Genomic DNA, 24118 nt, shown 5'->3' with positions numbered 1-24118 from the left:
TCTCCGGTCAGCTCTTCAGCGAGTCTGTCAGCATCTTGCGGATCGACCAGGCTTCGCCGTCGGAGGAGCCCTTGATGTCGTCGATCCGCCAGCTCCCAACCTCGCGCACGAAGTCGTAACGCACGATCAGGTCGGCGGGTTTGCGGTCGTTGCGGTGTCCGGTGATGGTCACCGCAAGTATCGCCTTGTCGGCCTCCATCTTCTCGGCGTCAACCTTGAACGACTTCACGTCCGGTTCCTGCGAGTTGGTGACGGGATCGAAATCGACCGGTCCGACGTCGCCCTTGCGCGTATGCGCATCGGCCTTGGCCCACAGCGCGACCAGGGCCTTGGAGAGATATTTGGCCTTGGCCGCCTTGTTCTCGATGATGAAGGCACCGCCGCCATCGCCCTTGCCCTTGGCGGCGCGGGTGTAGATCGCAGTCAGAATAGCGAGCGGTTCACTGGTTGCGGGAGCCTGGGCGAGGGCGGGGCCGACGCCGGCGAGGAGGACAGTAGCGATGAGGCTGCGACGGGTGAGCATGGAGTGTCCTGGTTGGGGTGCGCACGTCAGTAGAGCTTGATTGCGCCCGGCAGGTTCAAACGCGAAGGCCGATCAGAGCGGCTCTGATCGGCCTCGGCCATGCGTGCACGGGGTCGGCGGACCCAGGGCGTCTTGATCAGTATTTGGCGACGACGGGGCCGGCCGAGAAATGATAGTTGACGCCGACCCGGGCGATCTGCTCGCGGAACGGGGTCGATGTCGTGAACACGATGGCCGGAACGGTCGAGGAGGCGACGTTCAGCGTCCGCCGGCCAAGGTCGACGTAGAGGTACTCGGCCTTGAAGCTCCAGTTCGGCGCGAACATCACTTCGGTGCCGGCGCCGGCGGTCCAGCCGGTGCTCGTCCCCGAGGAGGCGCCGCTGGCGCAGATGGTCGCGCCCACGATGCATCCGCCGGTCACGTCGGTGGTGCTGAACGAGGATTTGGTGCGGCCATAGGCGAAGCCGCCGGTGCCGTAGAGCAGCCATTGCGGCGCTACCAGCACGCCGACCCGGCCACGCACGGTGCCGAACCAGTCGATGCCCTTGCTGACCGTCGTCGAGGTGGCATCGAAGCCGACCGGTGCGAGCGCCTGGGTGGTCGTGCCCTTGACGTCCGCGCCCTCGAAGTCGGCCTCGAGGCCGACCAGCCATTGCGGGGCGACCTGCCAATTGTAGCCGGCCTGGACGCCGCCGATCACGCCTTTCGCCGACGGCGACAGCGCGGTCGGAAATGAACCGGCCGCAACCAGCGCGGCGAGCGGGGCCGCCAGTGCCGGATCGGTCGACAGGACGGAAATACCCGTGGAGCCCGTGCTCCAGTCGTAGCCGACATTGCCGCCGACATAGAAGCCATTCCAGGTCTGAACCGGGGCGATCGCCTTCACCGGCATTTTATAGGTCGGGGCAAGATCCGCGGCATGTGCCGTCCCCCAAGCCGCCCCGACAGCCACGACGCCCGCAAGCACAAGTTTCTCGAAATTTTTCATTGGCCCAATTCCCCGATTCCGACGTGGTTTTACGCTACATGGCGGCTGAACGCTGTGACCAATTGGCAACTCCGGGTCGGGATCGGAGCGCCTTCAGGCTGGATCGCACTCAAACCAGATGGAAATTGGCCGAGGACAGGCTTGCCAACGCGGTGTTGGTGATGGTGACCACGTGAGTAGCGTCGAGCGTGAGCACGGTGTCCGCCCCAACCTGATGCAGGTCCGCGAAGACGTTGGCGAGACTTCCGAACTGCGATGCCTGCAGCTGAATGTCGTCCAGGGCCGTATGGAACTTGTTGATGGTGTTGTGACCGAAATCGCCGGCGAACACGAACGTATCCCGGCCGTAATTGCCGGCAATCAGCGTGTCGCCGGGGCCGCCGATCAGGATCTCGTGGGCGTTGAAGGTCGAGGCGGCCGTGATGGTGGCGCCGCCGGCGCTGCCGTCGAGGACGGTATTGCCATAACCGGTGGTGGCGGATCCGCCGGCGGGAACGAACACGAAGTTCTGGTTGCCGCCGATCACCTGGACGGTCAGCGTCGATGTCGAGGGCGCCGCATGGCCGTTGCTCGCGGTGTAGGTGAAGTTGTCGTAGGCGACGCCGGTGACGCCGCCGCTGGCAGCGTAGGAATAGCTGCCGTCGGCATGCACCGTGAGGCTGCCATAGGCGCCTGCGATGCTGTGATCGACGGCGCCGGCGAGCCCGTTGACGGCGCTGACCACGACGTGATCGGCGGGGTTGGTGTCGGTGTCGTTGGCGAGCAGGCCGTGCGCGGCATCGGCGGTGACGGTCTGGCCGGCGACGACACGGTTGCTGTCTGCGTGCGCCGTGACGAGTGAATCGATCACGGCAAGTCCGGTGAATGTCGTGGCGATATTGCCGAGATTGGCGGCGTTGCCGGCGAGGTCGCCGATCGCTCCGCCGTGCAGATCTATGCCCGTGACCGCCAGCGCAGATGTGAGCGTGTCGCCGGCTCCCACCGTGTAGTTGAACACGAGCTTGCTGGAATCATGCAAGGCCGCGGTCGCAGCCGCATCGAAGGTGGCGATGCCGTTATCGTTGAGCGAGAGGGTGGGCGCACCGCCCGACAAGGTCACGGCTTCGGCGAGGGCGACCGTGATCGTGACAGACTGGCCGGCTCCGACCGCGCCGCTCGCGGGCGATGCGCTGACGGCGACGATATCCGGCGCGTGCGTGTCGATCTGCAAGATCCCGGCGGGGTTGACGGTGCCGCCCGGCAAGGTGAGATCGTTTCCGGCGAGGTCGCGGATGGTCCCTGCATTGAGCAGGATCTGGTTGACCGAAAGATCGCTCGTGTTCTCACCCGCAGCCACGAGATAGCTGAAGGTCAGCACGCTGCTGCCGCTGCCGCCCGCATAGGTCGCGACGCCGCCATCGTTGAGCTGCATGGTCGGCGTGCCGCCGGTCAGATCGACGTTGACCGCTTCGCTGAGATTGAGCGTCAGGATGACGCTATGGCCGGCGTTGAGATCGCCGCTGCCTGCGACGATGCCCGCGCCCGAGGTCGCGATCGAGATCACCGTCGGCGCGATCGAATCCACCCGAACGCCGGCGGTCGAGCCGACATTGTTCAGCGTGAGCACGGCGGCGTTGCCGACCGCGTCCTTGATCGTGCCGCCATTGAGAACGGTCGCACTGCCGAGCGCGACGCCATTGGCATCGCTCTCGCCGGCAGCCACCGTGTAGCGGAAGGTCAGCGAGGAGGCGCTGCCTTGGCCGACATATTGGGCTTCGACGAGGCCACCGGTGTCGAGCATGATCGCGACTTCCGGGGTGCCCGTCACCGACACCGCCTCGCTGAAATTGACCGTGAAGTCGAGATTCTGACCGGCGACGTAGGTACCGTTCGCGGGCACGCTCACCGACGTCACGGCCGGGGCCGTATGCTGAACGGTGTAGACGTCGCCGCCGGTGAATCCGTTCGCCACGGCGTTGCCGGCGGCATCGGCAATGCCGGTGCCTGAAGCGTTCAGGTCGAGGCGCAGCGTGCCGTCGCCGGTCACGCCGTTGACGGTCACGGTATAGACGTTGCCGCTGACGGGCGTCACGACGATGCCGGTGTCGGTGACACTGCCGGTGCGGGTCGCCGTGAAGTCGCTCGCATCGACGCCGGTGACGTCTTCCGAGAACGTCACCGTGAACTGATCGCTTCCGGCATTGTTCGGGTTCGAGCCGTTCGCGACGATCGACGAAACGCTCGGAGCGGTATGTCGAATGGTGTAGACGTCGCCGCTCGAGAAGCCCGCGCTGGCGCCATTGCCGGCAGTGTCGGTGACGCCGCTCGAGCCGCTCTTGAAATCGAGGCGCACGGTGCCGTCGCCGGTGACGCCGCCGACAGTCACCGTGTAGGTCTTCCCGTCGGCGGAGGTGATCTGGCTGATGCCGGTGGTGGAGAGGGCGATACCACCCGGTGTGTTGGTCGTGGTCAGGGTGAAATCGGCGGCGGTCAGGCCGCTGACGCTCTCCGAGAAGGTCACCGTGAACTGTTCGGTGCCGGCGTTGTTCGGGCTGGCGCCCGACGCGGCAATCGACGTCACGGCCGGAGCGGTGTGATCGATCGTGTAGGTCTGTCCGGTGAAGCCGGCAAATATGGCATTGCCGGCGCGATCGGCGATGCCGGTGCCGGACGCGTTGAGCTTGAGGCCGAGCGTGCCATCGCCCGTGACGCCGGTGACCGTCACCGTATAGACGCTGCCGCTGAAGGGCAGCACGACCATCCCGCCATATGAGACGGACCCGCCGGTGACGATAGTGAAGTCACTCGCGTCGACCGCGCTCACGATTTCGGAGAAGGTGACGGTGAAGGTATCGCTGGTCGCGTTGCTCGGATTGCTGCCGGCGGTATTGATCGACGAGACCACAGGTGCGGCGGTGTCGATCGTCAGGTGCAGGTCGGTGGCTGTGCCGGCCAGCACGGCATCGTTGCCCGAGCCGTCCTTGATGGTGCCGCCGTTCAGGAGAAGGTTCTGCACCTGCAGATCACTGCTGCTGTTGCCGGCCTGCACCGTGTAGCTGAACGTCAGCGCGGTGCCGCCGCTGCCGCCTTGATAGGTCGCGATCACATTGTCGCTGAGCTGGAGCTCTGGCGCGCCGGTGACATTCACCGGGTCGGTGAAGGCCACCGTAATGGTGACGACCTTGCCGGCATTGAGATCGGTCGCATTGCCCGTCGTCGCCGCCGTGACCGAGCTGACGAGCGGAACGTGGAGCAGATTGACCGTGCTGGTCGCGGTGTTGCTGGTCCCGTTGCTGGAGGAGCCGTCGGTCACGGTCCATTCGATGGTCCGGGAGCCGGGCGCGGTCGATCCGGGGGCGCTGAACGCGATCGATTCCAGCACGGTCTGGTAATGATCGAGCGTGTCGGTGCCGCTCAGCGTGAGCAGGCCGGTAGCGGCGTTGTAACTGCCGGTGATGTTGTTCTGGCTGATGAAGCTCAACGCATCGCCGCTGACGAAGCCGCTGGCAATCTTGATGGTCGCGCCGGTCAGATTGCCGCCACTGTCGGGGTCGGCGACGATCAACGTACTGTCGAGCAGGGCTGCCGCACTGCCGACCGGATAGTTCAGGCTGGCACCTGCGGTGACGGTCGGCGCGGTATGGACGATGCCGAGCACGCTCGCCGTCAGAGGCACCTCGCTCGAGATGAGCGTTGTGGAGGCGGTGCCGTATTGCCCGCCGAGCTCGACCTGATTGCCCTGGGAGTTCGTGCCCACGCTCGCGACGGCGCGACCGGTCAGGTCCGGGAGGGCGAAGGTGGACTGGCCGTCGCCGCCATAGGTCGTTCCGATGAGCGCAAACAGGACCTGGTTCTGTGAGATCGACAGTAGCTGGCCCTGGCACTCGGCCCAGCCGTGCGCCAGCATATAGTCGAGGTCCGTGCCGTTTCCGGCGTAGGAAATGATCTCGCCGACCCATGGAGCGGAGTCCGAGTACGAGCCGCTCTGGGAGGGAAATATTCCTTCGAGAGAGATCAGATAGTGCAGAGCGATGGAAGGCTGGTAGTTGCTGAAGTCGGCTGAAGCCCCGACTGGATGGGGCAGGTTCGACGTCGAGAGCGTGGTCGTGTCCTGGCCGATGACCGTGCCAAGTTGGAAATCGCCGATCGAGTTCGTTCCGACCCCGATGATGGTGCGGCCGGTGAGGTCCGGCAGCGCGAACGTCGTGACACCATCGCCGCCATACGTCGTGCCGATGGCGTTATAGAGGTTCGGATAGTCGGCGATGTTCAGCACCTGGCCAGCCGCCAGCAGATATCCTGCCGGCGCAAAATTGCTGAGAAACGGGACAATTTCGCCGGCTACGTCGAGCCAGTTCGAGGCTGAGCTCGCGCCCGGTCCGCCGGTGTTGATGAGATAGTTGATGGTCAGCGAAGGCTGGTCGTTGGTGAAAGCCTGCCCCGCGCCGAAGCCCGAGGGCAAATTCTGGTCCCCAGCGTGACCGTGTCCGTGCCGTAATTGGTTCCGAGCGAAAAATTCGCGCTGTTCTCGGAGCCGACCGTGAGCTTGGCCTGGAGGTTGGGTAGCTCGAAGGTCGTCTGTCCGTTGCCGCCATAGGTCGTGCCGAACAGCGAGAACAGGGCGGTGTTCTGGGCGATCGACAGCAGCTGCCCGCTGGCAAGCGCCGTGTGGTTGGGAGCAAGGCTTCCGGCGAAGGTCCTGATGGACCCGAGATCGATGGTGCCGGGATCGGACGTGCCGTCTCCATGCGAGGGATAGGTGCCTTGAAGCGGGATCAGCTGGGTCAGCCCGAGTGAGGGCTGATCGTTGTTGATCGGGGATGCCGTGATGTTCGTGTTCGTCCCGTCCGACACCTGCCAGGTAATATCGCGAACCTGGTGCGTGCCGCCGCCGGTCGGATCGCCGTTCCCCGAAAAACTGTAGGTGATCGAGCGCAGCGCATCCTGATAGTCGGCGACCGTATCGCTCCCGCTCAGGGTGAGGATGCCGTGCGCGGCGTCGTAGCTGCCGTGAATGTTGTTCTGGTCCGTGAAGTTCAGCGTGTCGCCCGCGACGAAGCCGACGAGACTCACCACGGCCGATGAGAGTGTTGAGGAGGCGCTGTCCGTTACGATCAGGTTCGGTGCGATGGACACGGCGGCGCCACCGCCGTGGAACGTCGCTGACGTGCCGGGGGTCAGGCCGATGATGCCGAGCGTCGTGCTGAAATTTGCAAGCGCCTGCTCCGCGAACGGCGCGCTAACGGCAGCCGCTGCCGGGGTGGTCGAGACGTCGAGCGTCCAGCTTGCGGGATCGGCATTGCCGATCACATGCGTCGCCGCGTCGACGGTGACGCCGCCGGCATAGGCGGAGAGGTCGGAGATGAACTGGCTTCCGGTCGCGCCCGCGGCCGTGTCGCAGGCATAGAGGGCGAGAGCTCCGTCGGATGCGAGCGAGGCGCCGATCGCGGAGAGTGCGGCGGCATCGTTCGCGAGGTCCGCGTCGTGGATGACGGATGAGCCGATCTCAATCTCGCCCGGAGCGCCGTGACCGACGATCGAGATCGACGCGAGCCCGGTCAGGCCGTTGTTCTTGAGGATGGTTGCGATCTGGGCGAAGCCGTCGCTGGCGCCGTTGAGGACAAAGGCCTGTTCGTCCGGGGCCAGCCCGTCCAGCAAGGCATCGATGTCGGAAACGCGGGAATCAATGAAAACAACTCTTCCCATACTCACCACATTCCACGCCGAAACGGCGCATATCCACCCGGGAGCCAGCCGCCGGGCCAGCCAAACAAATGCATTAAGCAGCGATTAACTGGCGTGAAGCTTGCGCCGGAACAAGCCTGCGCGCGGCACATGCAACCGGAGCGCGACCGCCGTCCTGCGAGGCAAATGTCGCGTTTTTTCGGCGTTTTTTGGCGATAGTTGTTTGAAAACGAGACATCGCGCAGGGCGCAGCGCTTCGCCGTTCATCAATGGCGGTTGATCTTCGCGCATGATCGCGCCGACCTGCGCCGGTACGCGTGACCAGCCCGCTGCGCACTGGCTCCGGTGCGGCGGCTTCCCGGCGGCTTCAAACCGATGTCTGTCAGTCCGCGGCCTTGGCCACGCGCGTATCTTCGCTCGGCTGTTGGCGGACGCAGCCCTGGCAGATGACGAGGGCGCGGTTGACCCTGGCGTCCTGCTCGGCCTCGATACCGTCCTGCGCCTGCCACCATTCCTTCGAATAGGGCTGAAGTCCGGCTTGCGAACTGTTGCGCTCGGATACCGCGGCGGATCGCGTTGTTCGCGATGGCCCCGAGGCGGGGCGCTGCTCATTGGGATCTTCGCCCGCACCATCCCAGGCAAAGCGGGCAGGCCTGAAGGCCGGATCGGAAGCGAGATGCGCCTGCGGCGCGACGGCACATCCGGCAAGCGCCAGCGACAACAGGAGGAAGGCGGGCGCTTTGACCATGATGCGGCACTCTGTACGCGAGAACTGGCTGAGGTTGCGCCGATCATGTTTAAAAATCCCTGAACGACTGCGGCATCGCCGACGACCAATGCGCATGCGCTGTTTCTTCCTCCTGCTCGCTCTGCTCGTCACCGCTGCGCGCGCCGACGACGCAAGACCATTCAACCCGGCCGACTATCCAGCCGGTGTGCAGAAGGCGCTGCGCTACGCCAACGAGGAGTGCGACGGCCAGGACGGTGGCGCGGTAACCTTTGCGCCGGACACGGTGCGCCGGATCGACCTGACCGGTGACGGCCGCGACGACTACATAGTCGATTTCCGCGACACAAAATGCGGGGAGCGCGAGACCACTTATTGCGGAACCGGCGGCTGCGTCATGGACATCCTGGTGACGCTGCCGGATGGCAGCGTGCGCCCCGTGTTCGACGGCTATGTCCGCAGCTACAAGATCGTGACGTCGCCGGTGAAGCGCGGCGCCGCGCGCACCATCCGGTTCGATCTGCATGGCAGCTATTGCGGCGGTTTTGGCGCGCAGGCCTGTTTCAAGGAGAAGACGATCACGGCGACGCCGTTCGCGTTCAAGCACCGTAGAGCAGGTGCGGGGCCGGCGGCCTTGCGGGGGTGCGGGCGTTGGCGATAAATGGGCAGCAAGGAGCGGGCGGCTTGCGCGCCGTCCGCAGTCGAAGAGGAAGCCCCATGCAGCCCCTGCGCATGTCCCGCCGCGTCATGAATCTCGCTCACATGCTGACCCAGAATGCGCGGCGGCATGGATCGCGTCCCGGTTTCGTCTGGGGTGACAGGTCCTGGACCTGGCGCGAGATCGACGCCCAGGTCTCGGCACTGGCGGCGGCGCTCGCCGCGCGCGGCATCGCGAAGCGCGACCGCATCCTCGTCCATTCCAAGAATGGCGATGAGATGTTCTTCTCGATGTTCGCAGCGTTTAGGCTCGGTGCGGTCTGGGTGCCCACCAATTTCCGCCTGATGCCGGACGAGGTCTCCTACCTCGCCCAGGCCTCCGGCGCGAAGGCGTTTCTGTGCCACGTCGATTTTCCCGAGCACGCGGCGGCCGTGAGCGGCGGTGCGCTCGCGTTCACCTGGAGCATTGACGGCAAGGGCGCGTTCGGCGAGGCGTCGGTTGCAGATGCCATCGCATCGCATGCGGGGCACGTGGTCGAGAACGTCGCTGTCGAGCACGACGATCCCTGCTGGTTCTTCTTCACCTCCGGCACCACGGGCCGCTCCAAGGCCGCGGTGCTGACCCACGGCCAGATGGGCTTTGTCGTCACCAACCATCTCGCCGACCTGACGCCTGGGGTCACCGAGGACGACGCCTCACTGGTGGTGGCGCCGCTCTCGCATGGCGCCGGCGTGCATCAGCTGGTGCAGACCGCGCGCGGTGTACGCACCGTGCTGCTGCCGACAGAGAAATTCGACATCGACGAGGCGTTCCGCCTGATCGAAAAGCATCGGGTCAGCAATCTCTTCACCGTTCCAACCATTCTGAAGATGATGGTCGAGCATCCCGCCGCCGACAAATACGATCACTCCTCTCTGCGCCACGTGATCTACGCCGGCGCGCCGATGTATCGCGAGGACCAGAAGGCCGCGCTGAAGAAGCTCGGCAAGGTTATCGTGCAGTATTTTGGATTGGGCGAGGTCACCGGCAACATCACCGTGCTGCCGGCGGCGCTGCACGACCCCGAGGACGGCCCGCATGCGAAGATCGGCACTTGCGGCTTCGAGCGCACCGGTATGCAGGTCTCGATCCAGGACGACGAGGGCCGCGAGCTCGGGGCGAACCAGAGCGGCGAGATCTGCGTAATCGGTCCTGCGGTGCTCGCCGGCTATTACGACAACCCCGAGGCCAATGCGAAGGCGTTCCGCAACGGCTGGTTCCGCACCGGCGATCTCGGCCACATGGACGAGGAGGGGTTCGTCTACATCACCGGCCGTGCTTCCGACATGTACATCTCCGGCGGCTCCAACATCTATCCGCGCGAGATCGAGGAGAAGATATTGACGCATCCCGCGGTCGGCGAGGTTGCCGTGCTCGGCGTGCCCGATGCGACCTGGGGCGAGGTCGGCGTCGCCGTCTGTGTGGCGCGCGAGGGGGCGAAGGCTGTGAGTGAAGCGGAGATGGCGGCATTCCTGTCGCCAAAAGTGCCGCGCTACAAGATGCCGAAGCGGTTCTTCTTCTGGGAGGCGCTGCCGAAGTCCGGCTATGGCAAGGTGCCGAAGCGCATGGTGCGTGACGAGCTCGAGGCGCGCGGATTGCTCGACCTCGACAAGACGAAAACAGGCTGAGCGGGGGGGCATGCGCAGCATCAAGCAGCCGGGCGCACCTGGCGCAGAACGCATCCAATGGGTGGAGGCGAGGGGACGCGCTTTCACGTTCATGCTTGAGGCAGGCGTGCCGCTGCTGGAAGCCGCACGCCGCGGCTTTGCGGGGGAGGGTTTTGCCGGCGGCGTGCTGAACTTCGGCCGCGGCACGCTCGGGCCGTTTGCCTATGTGATGCCGGCGCTGTCGAAGACCGGCGAGAACGCCGCGTTCTACAGCGAGACGTTCCGGCCCGAGGGCGTGACGCGCACGAAGCTCGGCCGCATGACGCTCGGCACGCGGGACGGCGCGCCGTTCTTTCATTGCCATGGGCTGTGGACCGAGGCAGACGGCAAGGCAAGTGGCGGCCATATGCTGCCGGACGAGACGATCGTGACTGAGCCGTTCGAGGTCGAGGCCTTCGGCCTCGACGGCGCGATGTTCACGGCCGAGCCCGATCCCGAAACCAATTTCAAGCTGTTCGGACCGGTTGCGGCTGCGAGCACTGGTGCGCGCGCGACGAGTCGCGCCTTCGCGCTGCGGCTGCGCCCCAACCAGGACTTCGCTTTCTGCCTCGAAGGCTTTTGCCGCGAGCACGGCATTGCGCGCGCGAAGATTCATGGCGGCGTCGGCTCGACCGTCGGCGCGCGCTTCACCCATGGCGGCGTGATCGAGCCGTTCGCGACGGAGCTTGCGGTGACCGCGGGTGCGATCGCGCCGGGCGCTTCCGGTGCGCTCGAGGCCGCTCTCGACGTTGCCCTGATCGACTACACCGGCGGCATCGCGGAGGGGCGTCTGATCCGTGGCGACAATCCCGTGTTGATGACCATGGAATTGGTGCTCGAGGTGTTGAGCTAATCTCGGCGAGCGATCGTCAGTGAGAACGTAGCTTGGCAATGGCCAAGTACGTAGAGTCACTTAGCCCCGAGCCGGATCCCTGAAAGAGATTGAGCAAGGGGGATTGTCCCTGACCGATGCTCTGGCCGTTTTTGACGTCATACATGGCGGAGAAACGGCCCAGCAGCTTTTCGACCTTCGCGGGATCGGAAAGATCTTTGATCTTCATGAATTTGTCCACGAACTTGGCCTGCTGGTCGATTGGCATCGCCGCCATCGAGTCAGGCAAATTGAAGGTGGTCCTGAACACCTCCGAAAGAGCCTTGTCGGCAAGGATGTCGTATGCGGACGTGATCTCCCCCGCCTTTCGCTGGAAATAGAGCGCCAGGCGCACGCCGGGATTCGTATCGCCCTGCTGCTGCTCGAGGCTTTGCTGGAGATAGTTCGCCTGGGTTTCCCGCAGCTGGACTTGCTTCTGAGGACCAACCATCGCAAGGCGCGCGACATTGCCCTTGCTGTCGAAATTGAACGACGCCGCGATCTCGGCAAAGCGATGATCGCTCTCGGTGTTCGCGAAGCTCTTTGGATTATTCAGATCGGACGCGAATATCTTCTTCAGATATTCGGTGCTGACCTTCTTGGGGTCCAGGCCCTTGGCGACGAGAATGAAATCGACCATCTTCCGGTTCGCAAGCAGCTCAGAAACGCTGTCGATGCCTGCGATGGCCTCCTGATAGGACGTCGCGTCTTTCTGGGCCTGTTCCCGAACCGCTTTGTGCTGCTCAGGGCTTGCCTGTTTCAGCACTGCAATGACGTAGTCCTTCGCGGTCTGGAGGACTTTTGCCGAGTCCTGAGCCACCAAGGGGGTCGTCAGATTGCCCTTTGCGTCGAAGTTGAAGGCGCGCGCGAGCTCGACGTATCGGTTGTCCTTGAGCGTATAGACGAAGCTCTTGGGATCGCTGAGATCGCTTTCGAGGGCCGCCTTGACGGTGGCCTGCGAGACCTCTGCAGGATCGAGGCCGACGGCGCCCAGCGCAAAATCATACACGGCTGGAGTCGATACGAACGCCTGGACTGAATCGATCTTGCCGATCGCGTTTCTGAATTGAACGGTTGCGAAGGCCTCATTCAGGGGACTTGCCGCCGCATAGACGTCGGACTTGCTGTCGTCGAACCGCTTTGTCGTGAGCGTGACGTTTGCAGCAGTCTGCGCGGGCACACCCGACGGCAGCGACCCGTCAGCCGAAAACTCGAACGCGCCGGCCAGGTCTACAAAGCCACCTATCGTCGCGATCTGGTCGTTGAGGCTGGAAATGCTCTTCGTGTACGACTCCAGGTGATATTTTTCGACCAGGATCTGGACGTTCAACTGAGCCACGTCGGCGCCCGGTTGCGAGAGTTGGGCCGTGTAGTCGGCGATCTTCGTATTGGTGGCGCTCACGTCCGATTTGGCTTGAGCGAGCTGGGCGTTGAGGCCGGTCAACTGAGACGCGAAGGCGGTGTTGACATAGCTGTTCGGATCGGATGGGTCGCTGCGCAGGACCTGGCTTATCGTGTCGGGCGGCCACTTGCTTTGATCGATCCCGAATGCCGAATAGACATAGTTGCGGAGACGATCGTTGTTCAGCAGCTGATCAGCACTGCTGATGCTGCCGATCTGGGCGCTGTAGTATTTCGTATCGTCCGCAAGTGCGTCGACCTGGCTCTTCTTGGTTGCCGTGTACAGACCGATCGTCTCGTCGGTCTGGTTCTCCGATTGCGCAACCGGCGTCGCAGTGCCGTTGAAGGAAAATGCCGCGGCAAACTCCCGGTAACGCTTGTCGACCAGCTTGTTGACAAAGCTCTTTGCGTCGGAGAGGTCGCTCTCCAGCACCTTTCTCATGAAAGCCTTGGCGTAGGCCATGTCTTCCAGGCCATACGCCTTCAGTGCGTAATGATACAGGCGATAATCCTTCATGAGATCATCGACGGTCTTCACCTTGCCGATGTTGGCTTTGTAATAGGCGGCCTCTCGCGCGACGTCGGTCTGCTGTTCGACCCGCGTCAGGGATTGCTTGAGATGGTGCGAAATGTAGTTGTAGCTGAAATACGTTGATACCATCGCGCATTCCTCGCGGCTTCTTACGGTCCTGGACGTCCGTCAATCATTGCCGGGTCGCGAGGTAGGGGCTGGCCTCATGCCAACAGATTGTCTCACAGCAACGTCTTCTTAAGGCGATTCTAGAGTACAATCTTAAGTTTTAGTTTGCGTCCAAGTGACGCGTGCCGAGTTTTGTTGCTGTATGTTTCTCAGATGCAGCTTTCGCGAAGATTGTGTTCCTGATATGTTCCGGCCGAAATATCGACCGGAGTGGGTTGGAAGCCGGACATGAGCCGAAGAAGCAATCGCACGATCAACCTGCCGGCGCCGTATCTGAAGCGGATCTGGCTCGATCCGTCGCAGGTTCACGATCGCGAGGCTTATCCGTTTTGCCTGCCCATCTTCCCGGATGATTTCGAGCTTAGCTTCGACGCCGCCATCACGATCATCGTCGGAGAGAATGGCACCGGGAAGTCGACGATCCTCGAGGGTATCGCGGCGCTTGCCGGCTACGACGATGCTGGTGGCGGCAAGGGCTACATGCCGGTCGATCATTCCGACGCGCGGGAGAAGATGGGTGGCCAGCTTTCCAAGGCGTTGCGCGCAAGCTGGCTGCCGAAGATCACCAACGGCTGGTTTTTCCGCGCCGAGAGTTTTTTCTCGGTGGCGCGATATCTCGACAAGGCCGCACGTGATGCCGGCCAGGTCGGACCCGATTTTCTGTCGCATTCCCATGGCGAAGGTTTTCTGCGCTTCTTCGAAGAGCGCTGCCAGCGCCAGGGCATCTTCATCTTCGACGAGCCGGAATCGGCGCTGTCGCCGACGCGTCAGATCGAATTCCTGAAGCTCTTGCGACGCATGGACGACTCCCGCATCTGCCAGGTCATCATGGCGACCCATTCGCCGATGCTGATGGCCTATCCCAATGCGAAGCTGCTGCGGCTCGGGAAATACGGGCTGGTGCCGGTGACGGTGGAGGAGACCGACCATTACCGGCTGATGCGGGAGTTTTGTGACGACCCGCGGGGCTTCGTGGAGGCGACGCTGGCGGAATGATTGGGGGACGTCTGCCGCTTCAATGAGGCACGCGCATTGTTTTTCCACTCGCATCTGAATCGCGAACACACCTTCGCGGCCCCGCGGCATGAACTGCCCGAGCCTTGCTGTCGTCACCGCCCTCGAAAGTGCCGAGGGCGCAGGGAAGGCCGGGTGCCGGCTGGCACCCGCGGTCCGCTGTGCGCGAAATGCGCTGGAAGCAGATGCACAGCGGCATACAGGTGAAGCCGAACATCCGGCCTTCCCTGCGCAGTGGTTTTACGGCTTATGTCGTGATCTCCCCGGGGAGCGATGCACTATTGCCCCCGTCGCCTTGCGGATGGCTGACGCGCCCGCCCGGTCGGGCAGCACGCGTCACCGCAAGACTTGGCACACGGACCCCGGATGCCAGGACCACACGATTTTGCCGTACGCAGGCTGCACCGGTCGTGTGCGCGCGGGTCGTTGCTCACGGCGCGAGCCACCCTGCAAACCACCTTCGCGCCGACGCCGCCTGCGTCCACCACGTCCCATCCCGCGTGTCGTGACGATCGCGATACGCCCCTCGGACCGGGCTGGGATGGCCGAAACATGCGACATTTCCGAATTCGCGTAAAGCGAATTGTTTTGATCGGAACGGATTGACCCCGGCCTTGTGTGTTTTGCCCGTCGGGCAACGCAAGGGATGGCGTGGATGCGGGAGCGATCCCCGCCACAGCCGTGCCACGAACCGGTCTCCCCACGGCCCGAAAATGCGCTACGATGATCGCAGCGCGCCTCAAGTCGCGCAGCTCCAGGAGTGAGGAAACGGTATGAGGATGAGAAGCGGAACGGCGGTCGCCGGGGTGGCGGCGCTGGCGGTGGCGGGGATGGCTCTGACGGCCGCATTTGAGCCGGTTTGGGCACACGGGCCGACCCGGCAGAAGGTGCGCGAATCCATCGAGATCAACGCAGCCCGGCCAAGGTGTGGGCGGTGATCGGCAATTTCCAGGACATGAGCTGGCTCCCGCCCGTCACCAAGACCGAGGGCGAGAAGGGCAACGAGATCGGCGCGACGCGGCGGCTGACCCTGACCGGCGGGGCGACCGTGGACGAGGAGCTCTACAAGTTCGACGCGGCCGCCATGACCTATTCCTACCGGATCACCGCCGTGGACGTGAAGGTGCTTCCGGTTACCAACTATTCCTCGACGCTGACGGTGACGCCGAGCGCCGACGGCAAGGGCGCGACGCTGGAATGGGCCGGCGCGTTCTACCGCGGCTTTCCCAACAACGATCCGCCGCCGGAGCTGAGCGACGAGGCCGCCAAGACTGCGGTGAGCGGGCTCTACAAGGCCGGCCTCGAGGCACTGAAGAAGAAGATCGAGAGCGGAAGCTGACCGTGCGCGTGCTGGTCCTGGCGGCGCTCGCCGCCAGCCTTGCCTGCCTCGGCAGCGCGTCCGCTGAGGAGGCCTTCGTCACCAACCAGCTCAGCGACGATCTGATGGTCGTGGACCTTGCCACCGCACGTGCGGTGGCAACCATCCCGATCGGTGGCAAGCCGGCGGGTATCGCCGTCAGCGCCGACGGCCGCTTTGCCTATGTCACCAGCCCGGATGCCAAGGCGGTGACGGTGGTGGACGCGGTAACGCGGCAGGTTGCGGGGCGGATTGAGGTCGGCGGCGGCCCGCTCGGCATTGCCGTGGCGCCCGACGGCCGGACCGTCTATGTCGCCGACTGGTACGCCGCGGCGGTGCGGGTGATCGACGCGGCGAGCCGCAGCGTCACGGCCAGCATCGCGGTCGGCGCCTCGCCGTCGGGCCTCGCGGTGACGCCTGACGGCAAGCTGCTGCTCTCGGCGGACCGCGACGACGACAGCGTCTCGGTGGTGGACACGGCGACGCGCGCGCGCAAGGCGGTCATCAAGGTCGGCACGCGCCCGTTCGGCGTCACCATCGATACCGATGGAAAACGCGCCTACACCGCCAATGTCGGCTCCAACGACATCTCCGTGATCGACATCGCCACCGGGGCCGAGATCGGCCGCGTGCCGGTCGGGATGCGGCCCTATGCGGTGGCGCTGGCGCAGGGGCGCGGCTTCGTCACGGACCAGTATGGCGGCACCGTCAGCGTGTTCGATCTGGCGACGCTGAAGCCGGTGAAGCGCATCAATGTCGGCGACTACCCCGAAGGCATCAATGCAACGGCCGACGGCAAGCGTATCATCGTGGCCTGCTGGGAGAGCAACACGCTCGATATCATCGACACCACCGAACTGAAGGTGATCGGCGAGGTCAAGACCGGCGACGGCCCGCGCGCGTTCGGGGCGTTCCTGCGGAGGACGGAGTAGGGCGGGCAGAGGCGCGGCGGACAAGTCGCTTTGCCCACCCTACGGCACTTTCGACGCGGTGAAATCCCGCAGCTTCAGGAAGAAGTCCTTCAGGATCGGGTTGCGATCCACGTAGGTCACGTAGCGGATCGGATGCCGCCTGCGGTCGATGCTCCACGTCATCTGGTCCGTGAGGACCGGAGCGGGGATGATCACGCTCGGCGCCCACATGGGGTTCAGCAGCCAGCCGACCGGCGCCATGTCCCAGATCTCCTTGGCCCAGCCCATGTGGTCGGACGAATACTCCTTGAACCGCATCGCGAGGAATGCGCCGATGCTGCCATGCGGTTCGACGTAGCGCTCGATCTCCGGCACCGTGCTGTGGAGGCGCGAGGTGACGCCCTTGCACGGCACCAGCACGAGCGGCACGCCGCTGTCGAGCAGCACCTGCGCACCGCCGACATCCTGCTTGAGGTTGAATTCGATGGTGTCGGGCCATTCCAGCGCATGGCCGCCGAGCCAGACCACGACGATACGGTCGATGATGTCGGGTGCCTTCAGAAGGGCGGAGGCGACGTTGCTGATAGCGCCGATGGCGATGACGTAGAGCGGATTGTCCTGCGTGCCCGCGCGTGCCCGGGCGATGAGGTCGTCCACGGCGGGTGCCGTCCGCGCCGTCTTGCCTGGGCCGACATAGTCGGTGACGCCGCGATGAACCAGGCCTTCCGACGCGACGCTCAGACGCTCCAGCAGGCGGAGGATTTCCTGGTAGCTCAGCTCCATGCCGTGGCCGGGACTGTCCGCGCGCGCATTGAAGAACGGTGCGGCGTAGATCGCCTCGACCTCGAAGCGCTCCGGTGACAGCAGCATCTGCACGAGCGCGAACTGGTCATCGATCTCGTTATAGGTGTCGGTGTCGAGCACGACACGCAACCGGCCGACCGGCGGTTCCAGGAGCTTGAGGCGCACTGCGTCCGTGAGTGTCATTGCCGTCTCCCTGGGCCGTGCGTGGCGATTGCGGATCAGGCTCTCTGCGGAATCCGGCAGACCACTTCGGCAATGTCCTCCATCTGCGCGAACATGTGATCCGGCGCAAGCGCCCGCAACGCCGCTGGGGCCGCATAGCCCCAGCTGACCGCGCCGCAGGCGATGCCGACCGCGCGCGCCGCCTCGATGTCGCGCACCTCGTCGCCGATCGCGATGACACGGTCGAGCTCCACGCTGGCGCGCCGGATGACGCGGCGGAATTTCGCGGGCTTGCCGAATATCGACGCAGAGCAATCGAAATGCGCAAACAGCGCCGCGGCCTCGCCGAGCTTCTCGCGGGCATTGGCTTCGCTGTCGGAAGTCACCAGCGCGAGCTGCACGCCGTTCTCGGCCAGCGTCTGCAGCATCGTCTCGACGCCGGCAAACAGCGAGATCTCGCCAGCTGCCTCGGCCTTCAGCCGCCGCGCATGCCGCGCGATCGCCGGCAGCTTCCACAGCGGCACCTCAAGCCGGCTGAGGATCTCGCGCGACGAGGCATGCCGCAGCCCCTCGATGTCCTCATCGGCGACACGCCGAAAGCCGAAGCGGTCGGCGACGTCGTTGATGGTGCGCAGGAACCAGGGGAAGCTGTCGGCTAGCGTGCCGTCGAGGTCGAAGATGGCGAGGGAGTAGGGCATTTGGCAAAAAAAACTGAAGAATGTACGATGCTATGTCCGAAAAACTACTTGCCGCCGATACGCTTCATAATCAGATTGATCTCTCGGATCATCGCGGAGACGTCTTCATGGCTGGACTTGTTCTTGGTTGTCCACTCCTGAGCTTTCTTGAGCAAAGTTGAGCATCCGCCTGCGAACGATTGTTGTTCAGTAGTCGACCAATGATCATAGTGCTTGGCGGCAAGGCCAGCTAGTGCTCGGCCGGCTTTAAACGGGTAGTGGCGATTATCGTCCTTGAAAATTTGCTTGAGGAGAAGATTGAACCCGGATTTGAACAGCCGAAATGCCTGATCGGCCCCATCGATCCACGCTGCATGCTCCAGCTGAAACCTAGCGTAATAGTTATCAATCCTTATTGTATTTGGGCGGCTTTTCGAATTCTCGCGCGCGTAGGCGTTCTTGAACGCGGTTTCGGCGTCTGAAAACTTCGACGCAATTGTGGACGCAATTCCAAGCTTCCCTCGTGAACTATGTCGCGCGAACTCGATCGCGTTGTCGTAGTTCGTGGTATAAATACGCCGCCAAGGTAGCTTATAAAAATCAACAAGCTCTTTTGACATCGAATGAACGGTGAGAGCGTTCAAGAGATATTCGTAGAGGCGGGCGGACCCAAATTTCTTTACATAGAAGCTTGATATCTTTTCTAAGGGGAAGACCTTCTTAGTGCCGGTTTCAGTATGAAGTTGCTTGAGAAGTTCGCCATTGGGCAGTGTGGTTCCATTCTTGTTCTTGCTAAGGAACGAAAGGCCCGCACCGACGAAAAGAATGGCGCTACCTTCTAAAATGGCGTTCGTGAACGATGGCCGAATATGCGCTTGGTCCAAAGCAACTACTCCAAGCATATGAAATTGAGCAATTGATCAAATGAAGCGTTCTTCTGAGTGGTTGTCAACCAGGGATAGAATTTTGCCAAATAGGTAAGAAGAGAACTACTCCGCCGCCTCGCTCGTGCTCCGCCGCTTCGGCTTCCGCGCCTTCTTCAGCACCGGCTCCAGGAACTTGCCCGTATAGCTCCGCGGCGCTTTCGCGATGTCCTCCGGCGGGCCCCAGGCGACGATCTCGCCGCCGCCGTCGCCGCCTTCGGGGCCGAGGTCGATGACCCAGTCGGCGGTCTTGATGACTTCGAGATTGTGCTCGATGACGACGACCGTGTTGCCCTGCGCGACCAGCTCGTGCAGCACCTCCAGGAGCTTCTTGACGTCGTGGAAGTGCAGGCCGGTGGTGGGCTCGTCCAGGATGTAGAGCGTGCGGCCGGTGGCGCGCTTGGACAGTTCCTTGGCGAGCTTGACGCGCTGCGCCTCACCGCCAGACAGGGTCGTCGCTTGCTGGCCGACATGGATGTAATCGAGGCCGACGCGGTGCAGGGTCTGGAAGGTCTCGCGCACGCGCGGGACCGCCTTGAAGAAGTCGGCGGCTTCCTCGACGGTCATGTCGAGCACATCGGCGATGCTCTTGCCCTTGAACAGGACCTCCAGCGTTTCGCGGTTGTAGCGCTTGCCCTTGCAGACGTCGCAGGTGACGTAGACATCCGGCAGGAAGTGCATCTCGATCTTGATGACGCCGTCGCCCTGGCAGGCCTCGCAGCGGCCGCCCTTGACGTTGAAGGAGAACCGGCCGGGCTCGTAGCCGCGCGCCTTGGCTTCGGGCAGGCCGGCGAACCATTCGCGGATCGGCGTGAAGGCGCCGGTATAGGTCGCGGGGTTCGAGCGCGGGGTACGGCCGATCGGCGACTGGTCGATGTCGATGATCTTGTCGATGTGCTCGAGGCCCTCGATGCGGTCGTGCGGGGCGGCGCCTTCGCTGGCATTGTTCAGCTTGCGGGCGATGGCGCGGTAGAGCGTGTCGATCAGCAGCGTCGACTTGCCGCCGCCGGAAACACCGGTGACGCAGGTGAACAGGCCGAGCGGAATCTCGGCGGTGACGTTCTTGAGGTTATTGCCGCGCGCGTTGACCACCTTGATGGTGCGGCGATGGTTCGGCGGACGCCGCTCCGGCACCTCGACCTCGAGCTCGCCGGTGAGATATTTGCCGGTCAGCGATTTCGGATTGCGCATGATCTCGGCGGGCGTGCCTTCGGCGACGATGTGGCCGCCATGCATGCCGGCGCCGGGGCCGATGTCGAGCACGTAGTCGGCGAGACGAATGGCGTCCTCGTCATGCTCGACCACGACCACGGTGTTGCCGAGGTCGCGCAGGCGCTTGAGCGTGTCGAGCAGGCGCGCGTTGTCGCGCTGGTGCAGGCCGATCGACGGCTCGTCCAGGACGTAGAGCACGCCGGTCAGTCCCGAGCCGATCTGCGAGGCCAGGCGGATGCGCTGGCTCTCGCCGCCCGACAGCGTGCCGGAGGAGCGGGAGAGGGTGAGGTAGTTGAGGCCGACGTCGAGCAGGAAGGTGAGGCGCTCGCGGATCTCCTTGAGGATGCGGCCGGCGATCTCGTTCTGCTGCTTGTTCAGCGCCTCCGGCACGGTCTCGAACCACTCGCCGGCCTTCTTGACCGACAGTTCGGAGATCTCGCCGATGTGCTTGGTGCCGACCTTGACGCAGAGCGCCTCGGGCTTGAGCCGAAAACCGTTGCAGGCGCCGCAGGGCACGTCGTGGAAATACTTCGCCAGCTCCTCGCGCGCCCACTCGCTCTCGGTCTCGCGATAGCGGCGGTTGATGTTGGTGATGACGCCCTCGAACGGTTTCTTGGTGTCGTAGGAGCGCACCCCGTCCTCATAGGAGAACTTGATCTCGTCCTCGCCGGAGCCATGGAGGATCGCGTCTCTCGTCTTCTTGGGCAGATCCTTCCACTTGGTGGTCAGCGTGAACTTGTAGTGCTTGCCGAGCGCCGTCAGCGTCTGCACGTAATAGGGTGATGACGATTTCGCCCAGGGCGCGATCGCGCCCTTGCCGATGGCGAGCTCCTTGTCGGGGATGACGAGGTCCTCGTCGACATGCTGCTCGACGCCGAGGCCCCCGCAAGCGGGGCAGGCGCCATAGGGATTGTTGAACGAGAACAGGCGGGGCTCGATCTCGGGAATCGTGAAGCCGGAGACGGGGCAGGCGAACTTTTCCGAGAACAGGATGCGCTCGGGTCCGCTCTTGTCGTGGATCTTCGCGGTCTTCTTCTTTTCCTCGGCCGGCGCGGCTGCGGGCGCATCGGCGAATTCGACGACGGCAAGGCCCTCGGCGAGCTTCAGCGCGGTCTCGAAGCTTTCGGCGAGACGCTGGCCGATGTCGGCGCGCACCACGATGCGGTCGACGACGACGTCGATGTCGTGCGGAAACTTCTTGTCCAGCGTCGGCGCTTCCGCAAGCTCGTGGAACGTGCCGTCGATCTTGACGCGCTGAAAGCCCTTCTTGAGCCATTCGGCGAGCTCCTTGCGGTACTCGCCCTTGCGGCCGCGCACGACCGGCGCGAGCAGATAGAGGCGGGTGCCCTCGGGCAGCGCCAGCACGCGGTCCACCATCTGCGAGACGGTCTGGCTTTCGATCGGCAGGCCGGTGGCGGGCGAATAGGGCACGCCGACGCGCGCCCACAACAGGCGCATATAGTCGTAGATCTCGGTGACGGTGCCGACGGTGGAGCGCGGGTTCTTCGAGGTCGTCTTCTGCTCGATCGAGATCGCCGGCGACAGGCCGTCGATCTGGTCCACGTCGGGCTTCTGCATCATCTCCAGGAACTGGCGCGCATAGGCCGACAGCGATTCGACGTAGCGGCGCTGGCCCTCGGCATAGATGGTGTCGAAGGCGAGCGAGGATTTGCCGGAGCCGGAGAGGCCGGTGAACACCACGAGCTTGTCGCGGGGAATCTCGACGTCGATGTTCTTGAGGTTATGCTCGCGCGCGCCACGGATCGTAATTGCGCGCAGGCTCGAGCCCGCGTTCTGTTGTTGGCGCTTCGCCTTGATCACTTCATCCATCCCGGTGTCCTCAGGGAATCCCAAAGACGCGCGGCCGCGCCAATGGTGAAGGCGCGCTTTGCCCGGAACCGGGATCGGCGCCGATGGGGTTGTCAGCGAACGTAGGAAGAACAGCGGCGGATTTCCAGTGGGACTTGCGAATCGTCAACGGATTGTTGGCGTGCTGGCGGCATCTGGCAGCAGCGGAGCACCGGAACGGCCTCTCGCCCCACGATTCCCTGACGGCTCGGCTGTCCGCGAAAACAAAAAGGCCGGCACAAGGCCGGCCTTTCGTAACGCGATCCCGTTGGAGGCGAAGCTCAGTACTTCGCGACGACGGGGCCGCCGAAGGTGTAGTTGAGGCGGACGGTGCCCATGTCGACGTCCTGCTTGATGCTGTCGCTGCGGGTGGCCACGCCGAGGAAGGTGAAAGTGTCGGTGTGCTTGCCCATGAACAAGTGGTTGTATTCGACCGCGACCGACCAGTTCGGAGCGAAGCCGAATTCGATGCCGGTGCCGACGGTCCCGCCCCAGCGCGTTTCGTTCGCGGTGTCGAGCGTAATGCCAGCCAGAGTGCCGCTGAACTTGTTGTGGGTGACGGCCGCGCCGCCCTTCACGTACCAGAGCACGTTGTTCCAGGCATAGCCGACTTGGCCGGTGAAGAGGCCGATGGCGTCGATCTTGGTATTGTTCACCAGCGGGAAGAGAGCGGCGGGAGCGCTGACGTTCGAGCCCTTCAGGTCAGCCCAATCGCCCTGGGCTTCAAGGCCGAACACCCAGCTGCTGGACTGCCAGCGATAGCCGATTTGGCCGCCGACGAGAGCGCCGGTCGCATTGTGACAGCCTTCAGCCGTGACCGGAATTGCGGCGACTCCGACGGCGGTGAGATCCCAGCAATTATGGCTCGAGCCGCCACCGGCGTTGCCGCCGATGTAGAACCCGCTCCAGTTGTAGATCGAGGCCACGGCCACGGGCGCCTTGGTGTAAGGGCGGGCCGGCAGGTCAGCCGCCGAGGCAGGAGCCAACGCGCTGAGCACGAGCAGACTGGCCGAAGCCAGCACAATTCTCTTCATTTCAAATTCCCCAGTTTCGTTTCTCTTCGTCGGCGAAAAGCAGCGGACCCAACGACCCGACTGATGTCATTGCTATACATTATTAAAGCCAAAGGTTGTGTCACCGAGGTGCCACACCTCTCCGAAAACGCTAGCGAGCGGCTGGATTGGATACTTGGGCGCGAACAACAAAAAGGCCGGCGCGAGGCCGGCCTTTCGTGACGATGTGCGTCGGTGGCGAAGATCAGTACTTCGCGAGGATCGGACCGCCAAAGTGATAGTTCACGCCGACCTGCACGGTGTGGAAGTTGAGCGTGCCGGTGGGCAGGGCGCCCGAGAAGTAGGTCTCGCCGCCGAGGCTGCGATAGAGGTACTCGCCCTTGACCGACCACTGCGGCGCGAAGAACGCTTCGACGCCCGCGCCGACGGTCCAGCCGGAGTGGAACTTGCTGTCCGAGACGGACACGCCGAGTGCGGAGAGGGTGATCTTGTTGTCGATCCAGGCGTAGCCGCCCGTGCCGTAGAACAGGACGTTGTTGACGGCGTAGCCGATGCGGCCGCGCACGGTGCCCATCGCGTCGGTCTTCGAGCTCACGGTCGCGGTCGCAACGCCGAAGCCGGGGACAACGGTCGCGCCGGTCGCCGAGGCGCTGACGTCAGCCCAGGTGCCATCGGCTTCGACACCGAACACGACGTTGCCGGTCTGCCAGTTGTAGCCGGCGGTGCCGCCGACGAAGCCACCCTTCATCTTCGGGTCGCCCGAGCCGTTTTCCCAGGCGCCGCCACCGACGATACCGAGGTAGAAGCCGGTCCAGTTGTAGACCGAGGCCACGGCCACCGGAGCCTTCGTGTACGGGCGAGCCGCGAGATCAGCAGCCGACGCGGGGGCCGCAAAAGCGAACAAACAGGCCGAAGCCAACAAAACCTTCTTCATTTTCAACCTAAATCCCAGTCCCAGTTTCTGTTGTGCCTTCCACGAT

General features: G+C 63.8%; 17 protein-coding genes and 1 pseudogene. 6 read left to right on the top strand and 12 right to left on the bottom strand.

Annotation, left to right across the window (positions count from 1 at the left end; translation table 11 throughout):
* Positions 1–7 precede the first annotated feature (7 nt).
* The 5 genes from ACFLEY_RS24650 to ACFLEY_RS24630 form a co-directional block, all read right to left on the bottom strand.
* Positions 8–523: a DUF3828 domain-containing protein gene (locus tag ACFLEY_RS24650; RefSeq protein WP_060912306.1), complete on the bottom strand. Its 516-nt coding sequence runs from the start codon at positions 521–523 to the stop codon at positions 8–10.
* A gap of 136 nt (positions 524–659) precedes the next feature.
* Complete coding sequence (locus tag ACFLEY_RS24645; RefSeq protein ID WP_060912305.1) at positions 660–1511, bottom strand: outer membrane protein; 852 nt, start codon at positions 1509–1511, stop codon at positions 660–662.
* 109 nt (positions 1512–1620) lie between these two features.
* Positions 1621–5952: a tail fiber protein gene (locus ACFLEY_RS24640; protein WP_249162978.1), complete on the bottom strand. Its 4332-nt coding sequence runs from the start codon at positions 5950–5952 to the stop codon at positions 1621–1623.
* A complete protein-coding gene (locus ACFLEY_RS24635) occupies positions 5898–7196 on the bottom strand; it encodes a DUF4347 domain-containing protein (RefSeq protein ID WP_171901286.1) in 1299 nt (432 codons plus the stop codon). Before ACFLEY_RS24635 ends, ACFLEY_RS24640 begins: the two co-directional genes overlap by 55 nt.
* 361 nt (positions 7197–7557) lie before the next feature.
* Complete coding sequence (locus tag ACFLEY_RS24630; RefSeq protein WP_249162977.1) at positions 7558–8019, bottom strand: hypothetical protein; 462 nt, start codon at positions 8017–8019, stop codon at positions 7558–7560.
* Here ACFLEY_RS24630 and ACFLEY_RS24625 point away from each other — a divergent pair.
* The 3 genes from ACFLEY_RS24625 to ACFLEY_RS24615 are packed head-to-tail and all read left to right on the top strand — an operon-like array spanning position 8012 to position 11098.
* Positions 8012–8563, top strand: coding sequence for a hypothetical protein (locus ACFLEY_RS24625; RefSeq protein WP_249162976.1), 552 nt, complete (start codon positions 8012–8014; stop codon positions 8561–8563). The genes ACFLEY_RS24630 and ACFLEY_RS24625 overlap by 8 nt on opposite strands.
* A gap of 56 nt (positions 8564–8619) precedes the next feature.
* Positions 8620–10227 carry an acyl-CoA synthetase gene (locus tag ACFLEY_RS24620; RefSeq protein WP_060912300.1) on the top strand — a complete coding sequence of 536 codons (1608 nt, stop codon included), beginning with the start codon at positions 8620–8622 and terminating at the stop codon, positions 10225–10227.
* A 10-nt stretch (positions 10228–10237) separates the two neighbouring features.
* Entirely contained in the window at positions 10238–11098 is an 861-nt protein-coding gene (locus ACFLEY_RS24615) for a PCC domain-containing protein (protein WP_060912299.1), read from the top strand.
* A gap of 16 nt (positions 11099–11114) precedes the next feature.
* Here ACFLEY_RS24615 and ACFLEY_RS24610 read toward each other — a convergent pair whose 3' ends face one another.
* Positions 11115–13178 (bottom strand): DUF1217 domain-containing protein, encoded by a 2064-nt coding sequence (locus ACFLEY_RS24610; protein ID WP_060912298.1) that lies wholly within the window; start codon positions 13176–13178, stop codon positions 11115–11117.
* 267 nt (positions 13179–13445) lie between these two features.
* Here ACFLEY_RS24610 and ACFLEY_RS24605 point away from each other — a divergent pair, with 267 nt between their 5' ends.
* The 3 genes and pseudogenes from ACFLEY_RS24605 to ACFLEY_RS24595 all read left to right on the top strand — a co-directional run bounded on the left by ACFLEY_RS24605 (position 13446) and on the right by ACFLEY_RS24595 (position 16520).
* Positions 13446–14213 carry an AAA family ATPase gene (locus ACFLEY_RS24605; RefSeq protein ID WP_028171872.1) on the top strand — a complete coding sequence of 256 codons (768 nt, stop codon included), beginning with the start codon at positions 13446–13448 and terminating at the stop codon, positions 14211–14213.
* Positions 14214–15004: 791 nt separating this feature from the next.
* Positions 15005–15570 (top strand): annotated as a pseudogene (locus ACFLEY_RS24600) (SRPBCC family protein).
* Between the two features lie 2 nt (positions 15571–15572).
* Positions 15573–16520 (top strand): cytochrome D1 domain-containing protein, encoded by a 948-nt coding sequence (locus tag ACFLEY_RS24595; protein ID WP_060912116.1) that lies wholly within the window; start codon positions 15573–15575, stop codon positions 16518–16520.
* A gap of 39 nt (positions 16521–16559) precedes the next feature.
* Here the strand turns inward: ACFLEY_RS24595 and ACFLEY_RS24590 are convergent, their stop codons facing one another.
* The 6 genes from ACFLEY_RS24590 to ACFLEY_RS24565 all read right to left on the bottom strand — a co-directional run bounded on the left by ACFLEY_RS24590 (position 16560) and on the right by ACFLEY_RS24565 (position 24072).
* On the bottom strand, positions 16560–17486 hold the full coding sequence (locus ACFLEY_RS24590; protein WP_060912117.1) for a nucleoside hydrolase: 927 nt from the start codon (positions 17484–17486) through the stop codon (positions 16560–16562).
* Positions 17487–17521: 35 nt separating this feature from the next.
* The gene (locus tag ACFLEY_RS24585) at positions 17522–18163 is read right to left on the bottom strand and encodes an HAD-IA family hydrolase (RefSeq protein WP_060912118.1); all 642 of its coding nucleotides are present in this window, start codon (positions 18161–18163) and stop codon (positions 17522–17524) included.
* Positions 18164–18207: 44 nt separating this feature from the next.
* Complete coding sequence (locus tag ACFLEY_RS24580) at positions 18208–19026, bottom strand: hypothetical protein (protein WP_129557608.1); 819 nt, start codon at positions 19024–19026, stop codon at positions 18208–18210.
* Between the two features lie 105 nt (positions 19027–19131).
* Complete coding sequence (gene uvrA / locus ACFLEY_RS24575; protein WP_011087470.1) at positions 19132–22107, bottom strand: excinuclease ABC subunit UvrA; 2976 nt, start codon at positions 22105–22107, stop codon at positions 19132–19134.
* Between the two features lie 299 nt (positions 22108–22406).
* On the bottom strand, positions 22407–23159 hold the full coding sequence (locus tag ACFLEY_RS24570; RefSeq protein ID WP_060912120.1) for an outer membrane protein: 753 nt from the start codon (positions 23157–23159) through the stop codon (positions 22407–22409).
* A gap of 223 nt (positions 23160–23382) precedes the next feature.
* Positions 23383–24072 (bottom strand): outer membrane protein, encoded by a 690-nt coding sequence (locus ACFLEY_RS24565; protein ID WP_060912121.1) that lies wholly within the window; start codon positions 24070–24072, stop codon positions 23383–23385.
* Positions 24073–24118: the final 46 nt, after the last annotated feature.

Source organism: Bradyrhizobium sp. YCK136, from assembly GCF_044570075.1.
In the GTDB taxonomy this organism is placed as follows: domain Bacteria; phylum Pseudomonadota; class Alphaproteobacteria; order Rhizobiales; family Xanthobacteraceae; genus Bradyrhizobium; species Bradyrhizobium diazoefficiens.
Note: the sequence above shows the minus strand (reverse complement) of the source record. Positions and strands in the feature narration are given on the sequence as shown.